7 protein-coding genes are annotated in these 6,860 nt (G+C 37.4%); all 7 read left to right on the forward strand.

Annotated elements, in window-relative coordinates:
- The coding region (locus tag BAU23_RS22020) for a DNA translocase FtsK (protein ID WP_083583402.1) at window positions 1-1,908 on the forward strand (1,908 nt) is incomplete at its 5' end.
- A gap of 61 nt (window positions 1,909-1,969) precedes the next feature.
- Window positions 1,970-3,088, forward strand: a complete 1,119-nt coding sequence (locus BAU23_RS22025; protein ID WP_000658379.1) for a nicotinate phosphoribosyltransferase — start codon at window positions 1,970-1,972, stop codon at window positions 3,086-3,088.
- A gap of 252 nt (window positions 3,089-3,340) precedes the next feature.
- Window positions 3,341-4,651, forward strand: coding sequence for a UDP-N-acetylmuramate--L-alanine ligase (gene murC / locus BAU23_RS22030; RefSeq protein ID WP_000219455.1), 1,311 nt, complete (start codon window positions 3,341-3,343; stop codon window positions 4,649-4,651).
- A gap of 192 nt (window positions 4,652-4,843) precedes the next feature.
- A complete protein-coding gene (locus tag BAU23_RS22035; protein ID WP_000494646.1) occupies window positions 4,844-5,392 on the forward strand; it encodes a GNAT family N-acetyltransferase in 549 nt (182 codons plus the stop codon).
- The gene (locus tag BAU23_RS22040; protein ID WP_071735160.1) at window positions 5,389-5,880 is read left to right on the forward strand and encodes a GNAT family N-acetyltransferase; all 492 of its coding nucleotides are present in this window, start codon (window positions 5,389-5,391) and stop codon (window positions 5,878-5,880) included. Before BAU23_RS22035 ends, BAU23_RS22040 begins: the two co-directional genes overlap by 4 nt.
- 77 nt (window positions 5,881-5,957) lie before the next feature.
- The gene (locus BAU23_RS22045) at window positions 5,958-6,362 is read left to right on the forward strand and encodes a PH domain-containing protein (RefSeq protein WP_001010607.1); all 405 of its coding nucleotides are present in this window, start codon (window positions 5,958-5,960) and stop codon (window positions 6,360-6,362) included.
- Window positions 6,359-6,805, forward strand: coding sequence for a hypothetical protein (locus BAU23_RS22050; RefSeq protein ID WP_000717591.1), 447 nt, complete (start codon window positions 6,359-6,361; stop codon window positions 6,803-6,805). The genes BAU23_RS22045 and BAU23_RS22050 overlap by 4 nt, the downstream gene beginning before the upstream one ends.
- The last annotated feature ends 55 nt before the right edge of the window (window positions 6,806-6,860 follow it).

Genomic DNA, 6,860 nt, shown 5'->3' on the forward strand with positions numbered 1-6,860 from the left:
GTAGTAGAACCACAAGTGGAAGAAAAGCCAGTGCAGCAAGTGGTAGTAGAACCACAAGTGGAAGAAAAACCAATGCAGCAAGTGGTAGTAGAACCACAAGTGGAAGAAAAACCAATGCAGCAAGTGGTAGTAGAACCGCAAGTGGAAGAAAAGCCAGTGCAGCAAATGGAAGTAGAACCACAAGTGGAAGAAAAGCCAGTGCAGCAAATGGTAGTAGAACCACAAGTGGAAGAAAGTCCAGTGCAGCAAATGGTAGTAGAACCACAAATGGAAGAAAAGCCAATGCAGCAAGTGGTAGTAGAACCACAAGTGGAAGGAAAACCAATGCAGCAAGTGGTAGTGGAACCACAAGTGGAAGAAAAACCAATGCAGCAAGTAGTGGTAAAGCAAGTACAAGAGCCAATTTCAAGTACGGAAGTACAAGAGAAAGCATATGTTGTAAATCAAAGAGAGAACGATATGCGAAATGTATTGCAAACACCACCAACATACGCCATTCCACCATTAACATTGCTATCGGTTCCGCAGCAGGCAGCGTTAGATAATACAGAATGGTTAGAAGAACAGAAAGAATTATTAAATACGACATTTAATAATTTCCATGTTGGAGCACATGTTATTAATGTGTCACAAGGTCCAGCTGTAACTCGTTTTGAAGTACAGCCAGATCCGGGTGTGAAAGTAAATAAAATTACAAACTTAAGCGATGATATTAAGTTAAGTTTAGCTGCAAAAGATATTCGTATTGAAGCACCGATTCCAGGGAAAAGTGCGATTGGAATTGAAGTTCCGAATAAGGAAAGTAAGCCAGTATTTCTTCGTGAAATTTTAAGAAGTCCTGTATTTACAAAGAGTGAATCACCGCTTACAGTTGCGCTTGGACTTGATATTTCAGGCGATCCAATTGTAACGGATATTAGAAAAATGCCACACGGACTTATTGCGGGTGCAACTGGTTCAGGGAAAAGTGTGTGTATTAATGCGATTTTAACAAGTATTTTATATAAAGCGAAGCCGCATGAAGTGAAGTTAATGTTAATCGATCCGAAGATGGTTGAGCTTGCACCATATAATTCTGTCCCACATCTTGTAGCACCTGTTATTACTGATGTAAAAGCAGCAACAGCTGCGCTAAAGTGGGCAGTTGAAGAGATGGAACGTCGTTATGAATTGTTTGCGCATGCTGGTGCTCGTGACTTAACTCGTTACAATACGATTGTAAGTGGGAGAGAAATCCCAGGTGAGACATTACCTTATATTGTAATCGTCATTGACGAGTTAGCGGACTTAATGATGGTTGCTCCTGGTGATGTTGAGGAAGCGATTTGTCGTATTGCACAAAAAGCTCGTGCTTGTGGTATTCACTTATTAGTTGCGACGCAGAGACCATCTGTAGACGTTATTACAGGTTTAATTAAATCAAACATTCCAACGCGTATTGCGTTTACAGTATCATCTCAAGTTGATTCGCGTACGATTATCGATATTGGGGGCGCGGAGAAATTACTTGGCCGTGGTGATATGTTATTCTTAGGAAACGGTACGTCTAAACCGGTTCGTGTACAAGGTGTATATGTATCGGATGATGAGATTGAGAAAACAGTTGATCATGTGAGAAAGCAAATGAAGCCGAACTACTTATTTAAGCAAGAGGATTTATTAGCGAAAACAGAACAAGCTGAGTCGGAAGACGAATTGTTCTTTGATGCATGTCAATTTGTTGTAGAACAAGGGGGAGCGTCCACATCTTCTGTACAGCGAAAATTCCGCATCGGTTATAATCGCGCGGCACGTCTAATTGAAGAGATGGAATCGCAAGGGATTATTTCTGAAGGAAGAGGAACGAAACCGAGAGATGTCCTTATTTCTGAGGATGAATTCGCTGCTATGCAGGAAACAAATGTATAGTAAACGGTTTTGCTGTATACTAATAGAAAATGTTGGATAGTAAAGTAGGGAGTAAAGCGACATGAAAGAAATTGAATTAAAATTAAAAGGTGAAATAAATCGATTAACAAATAGAACATTTAAATTTGACGAGCGCGTTGGAGAAGGATGGTTCTCTGCCGTTTACTTTTTAAAAACTAGAGAAATTATTGAAGAATTTCGCCCGAAAAGTGTTGTAACAATGCAGTTTTTCCAAAAGGAACATGCAGTTCTTTGCGGAACAGATGAGGTAATCGCATTGCTACAAACATTTGCCAAAAATCCTGAGGAATTAGAAATTCATTCTTTAAAGGATGGCGATAATATTAGTCCGTTTGAAACAGTGTTAACAATTCATGGTCCTTATGAAAATTTCGGATTTTTAGAAGGTGTAATTGATGGGATTTTAGCCCGTCGTACATCAGTTGCGACAAACGTATATAATGTTGTCCAAGCTGCACGTAGTGTAGATAAAGAAAAACCAGTTATTTTCATGGGAGATCGTGATGATCATTATACGCAACAAGCTGGTGACGGTTATGCGGCATACATCGGAGGTATGAGCGCACAAGCGACGCATGCAATGAATGAGTGGTGGGGCAGAAGTGGTATGGGGACGATGCCTCACGCATTAATTCAAATGTTTAATGGTGATGTTGTTGAAGCTGCAAAAGCGTATCATAAGAAATTCCCAGAAGATGAATTAGTTGTATTAATTGATTACAATAATGATGTCATTACAGATGCACTTCGCGTAGCTCGTGAATTTGGATCAACATTAAAAGGTGTGCGTGTCGATACGTCTCGTACAATGATTGATCAATACTTCATTCGTCACCCAGAAGTACTTGGAACATTTGATCCACGTGGTGTAAATCCATCGCTTGTATTTGCACTTCGTAAGGCTCTTGATGAGGAAGGGTTCCAACATGTAGATATCGTTGTAACTGGTGGATTTGATGAGAAGCGTATTCGTGAATTTGAAGCTCAAAATGTTCCTGTCGATATATACGGAGTAGGAAGTAGCTTATTAAAAATGAATATTGGCTTTACTGGTGATAACGTAGAATTAAATGGAAAACCAGAAGCAAAAGCTGGTCGTAAATACCGTCCAAATCCACGTTTAGAGCGTGTTCAATTAGAAACAAAAGAAGATATGTAAAAATGAGAAAAACTGATAGGTGATTGACCCTATCAGTTTTTCTGTTATCATAGTATAACAGCTGGTTTTTTGCTATAATAAGTTTGTTATGGACATAAAAAGAAGTACGTACGTGGTTATCCTGATAAGTGAAGATTAAAGAAAACTTCGCTTCATCAGAAATGTATGATGATTACCAAAATAAGAAAAGATTCATATACTGTCTTATAGATAGGCCGTTGTATTAGTTCGAAATGTTGGAGGTTCTTTAAGATGACAGTTTACCATTTTGTAGGAATTAAAGGAACAGGAATGAGTTCATTAGCGCAAATTCTTCATGACATGAAGCATACTGTTCAAGGGTCTGATTATGAAAAGCGTTTCTTTACACAAACAGCATTGGAAAAGCGTGGTATTTCCATCCTTCCTTTTGATAAGAATAATATTAAAGAAGGACAAGTGATTATCGCAGGAAATGCATTTCCTGATACGCATGAAGAAATCGTAGCAGCAAAAGAGTTAAATATCCCAGTACATCGTTACCATCACTTCTTAGGTGATCTTATGAATCAGTACACAAGTGTTGCTGTAACTGGTGCACATGGAAAAACATCAACAACTGGTTTGTTAGCCCATGTAATGCAAGGTGCACACCCAACATCATACCTTATTGGAGATGGAACGGGGCATGGGGTAGAAAATAGTAAGTATTTTGTATTTGAAGCTTGTGAGTATCGTCGTCATTTCTTGTCTTACTATCCAGACTATGCAATTATGACAAACATTGATTTTGATCATCCAGATTATTTTACAGATGTCAATGATGTATTCAATGCATTCCAAGAGATGGCATTGCAAGTGAAAAAAGGCATTATTGCATGTGGTGATGATGAAGAACTTCAAAAAATTCAAGCGAAAGTACCTGTTATTTTCTATGGATTTGGAGAAGATAATGATTTCCAAGCACGTAACATTCAAAAGAGAACAGATGGTACTATATTCGACGTATTTGTTCGTAATACGTACTATGACACGTTCAAAATCACAGGATATGGCGATCACAGCGTATTAAATGCATTAGCAGTAATCGCGCTTTGCCATTATGAAAACGTTGATGTAGAAGCAGTTAAGCATCAGCTAACAACTTTTGAAGGCGTAAAACGTCGCTTTAATGAAAAGCCAATGGGAGAGCAAGTTATCATTGATGACTATGCACACCATCCGACAGAAATTAATGCAACGATTGAAGCAGCTCGCCAGAAACATCCAGAGCGTGAAGTTGTCGCTGTATTCCAGCCGCACACATTCTCACGTACAGAAAAGTTCTTAGATGAGTTCGCGGAAAGCCTAAGCAAAGCTGACCAAGTATACTTATGTGATATTTTCGGATCAGCGCGCGAAAACAAAGGTGAATTAACAATTGAAGATCTGCAAAAGCGTATTGACGGTGCAGAACTAATTACAGATACAACAACGGATGTATTAAAGAAACATAAAAACGGCGTTCTAATTTTCATGGGCGCGGGAGACATCCAAAAATTCGAAGCGGCTTACGTAAAAGAAGTTCAAGTTGCAGAGAAGTAATAGAAAAGACGCATAGCTACGGCTGTGCGTCTTTTTTGTGCTGTTGTGGTTGAACAGCGTTGTCGAATCTAGTCGGTAAGTCGATATAACTACAGCTGTGTTCGATATATTTTAAGAATTGTTGATATATTATGGTGCATTCCTTTAATTTAAAATGTTAGAATAATAAGAAAACTAAAAGGGGCTAAAAACATGTTCACACTCCGAGTAGATGATGAAATTGAACTACAACTATTAGAAAAGCATCATAAAGAGGAACTATATGAATTAATAGATCAGAATCGTACCCATTTAAGAAGATGGCTTCCATGGGTAGATGGGACGAAATCTGCTGATGCGTATAATGAGATTTTTCCAATGTGGTTAAAGAAATTTGCAGAAGGAGATGGGTTTGAAACTGGTATACGTTATAAAGGAAAGCTTGTTGGGATGGTAGGCATTCATCCGGTGAGTTGGGGCAAGAAAGCGACGAGTCTTGGTTATTATCTTGCAGAAGATGCTGGTGGAAAAGGTATTATGACGCGAAGTGTGAAGGCTGTGCTTCATTATGCATTTGATAATTTAAAGCTAAATAAAATTGAAATTCGTTGCGGTGTTGAAAATGCGAAAAGCCGTGCAATTCCAGAGCGTTTAGGTTTTAAGATAGATGGGATTTTACGAGATGAAGAATGGGTGTACGATCATTTTCAGGATATTACTGTATATAGTTTACTAGCTTCGGAATGGAAGGATATTCGATGAACGAGAAGATTTGTATTATTCCATATGAAAGTAAGTTTCAAGATGAAGTAGTAGATCTCATTGTTCATATTCAGCAAAAAGAGTACAATGTCCCAATTACGAAAGAAGAGCAGCCGGACTTACTAGAAATAGAAACGTTCTATCAAAGGGACAACGGAAATTTTTGGGTAGCAACTTATGATGGTAAAGTAGTTGGAACGGTAGCTTTATTAGATATTGGAAAGCATCAAGTGGCGCTAAGAAAAATGTTTGTGAAGAAAGAGTTCCGCGGAAAAGAATGGGGCGCATCACATACGCTACTTCAAACGGCAATTTCTTGGGCGAAGGAAAAGAACTTGGAAGACATTTATTTAGGAACAACAGTTAAATTTCTAGCAGCACACCGTTTCTACGAAAAGAATGGTTTTCAAAGCGTGAATATAGAAGAGTTGCCAAAAAGTTTTCCAGTGCTAGAGGTAGATAAGAAATTTTATAGATATACTGTTTAAAAAGATCATTTATAAATGATCTTTTTTTATGAACTAAAATGGAAATAATGGTATAATTTAGGTTAGGGGGTGTGGGTATGAACTTTCCAATTCAAAGAAGTAAGTCTGCGATAATTTGCGTTAGTCTAACGTTAGCCTTCATGGTGGTATATCCGATTGTAATGTTCTTTACAAGAAAAGGGGATTGGGTTTCAGCTCTAATTGGGATGGGGTTATGCTTCATTGTAAATGGTCCTCTCGTTTGGGAAATATTTATTAAAAAACATAAAGTAGAAAATGGTGTGCTAAAATACGGCGTTTTAAATGAAGATGTTGTATTGAAAGATATTAGAATTATTCGCCAAGTTGGGAAGTCTCTTGAAATTACGACGAATTCATATAAGGTACATATGATTGGGATGCCACAAGATATGAATGAATTCTTGGCGCTTATTGAGAAAGAAAATCCATATGTGAAAATAGAAATGGTGGGTGAGAAATGAAAAAAATCTGTGCGCTCTGTTTATTTTTATTAACGACATCGATTCTTTTAATAGGATGTAGTGCGAAGAAAGAGAAATCTGACGTTAGCTTAGAAAAGGCACAAAAAATTGAAGTTGAATCCCTTATTGATTCGAGTGATAAAAAAACAATTACCGATAAGAAAGAAATCACAAAGTTGTTTGAATCAATCAAAATGGATGAGTGGGAAATGGAATCGGCTCCTATGGATACTCCGCAAGGGAAAACGTTTAAAATGTATCAAGAGGATACACCAAAATTATTGGATTCGAGTAAAGATAAAAAAGAGTTACATGAAATTGGTACTATGACAGTATATAAAGATGTTCCTTATGTTGAGGTTGAATTGAAAATTAATAAAATAAAAAATAAAAATAGTTTTAAAGTATCAGAAGATGTGGCTAAAAAATTATTAGAGTATTAATGGAAAAGCGCTCGGATAAAATTCCGAGCGCTTTTATTATTATTTTAAGTTCTCT

It is taken from the genome of Bacillus nitratireducens, from assembly GCF_001884135.1.
In the GTDB taxonomy this organism is placed as follows: Bacteria; Bacillota; Bacilli; order Bacillales; family Bacillaceae_G; genus Bacillus_A; species Bacillus_A nitratireducens.

What these genes read in the sequence shown, in the direction of transcription:
- BAU23_RS22025 (WP_000658379.1), top strand. Translation starts at nt 1,970, where the DNA reads ATGAAAGAAATTGAATTAAAATTAAAAGGTGAAATAAATCGATTAACA.
- murC (WP_000219455.1), top strand. Translation starts at nt 3,341, where the DNA reads ATGACAGTTTACCATTTTGTAGGAATTAAAGGAACAGGAATGAGTTCA.
- BAU23_RS22035 (WP_000494646.1), top strand. Translation starts at nt 4,844, where the DNA reads ATGTTCACACTCCGAGTAGATGATGAAATTGAACTACAACTATTAGAA.
- BAU23_RS22040 (WP_071735160.1), top strand. Translation starts at nt 5,389, where the DNA reads ATGAACGAGAAGATTTGTATTATTCCATATGAAAGTAAGTTTCAAGAT.
- BAU23_RS22045 (WP_001010607.1), top strand. Translation starts at nt 5,958, where the DNA reads ATGAACTTTCCAATTCAAAGAAGTAAGTCTGCGATAATTTGCGTTAGT.
- BAU23_RS22050 (WP_000717591.1), top strand. Translation starts at nt 6,359, where the DNA reads ATGAAAAAAATCTGTGCGCTCTGTTTATTTTTATTAACGACATCGATT.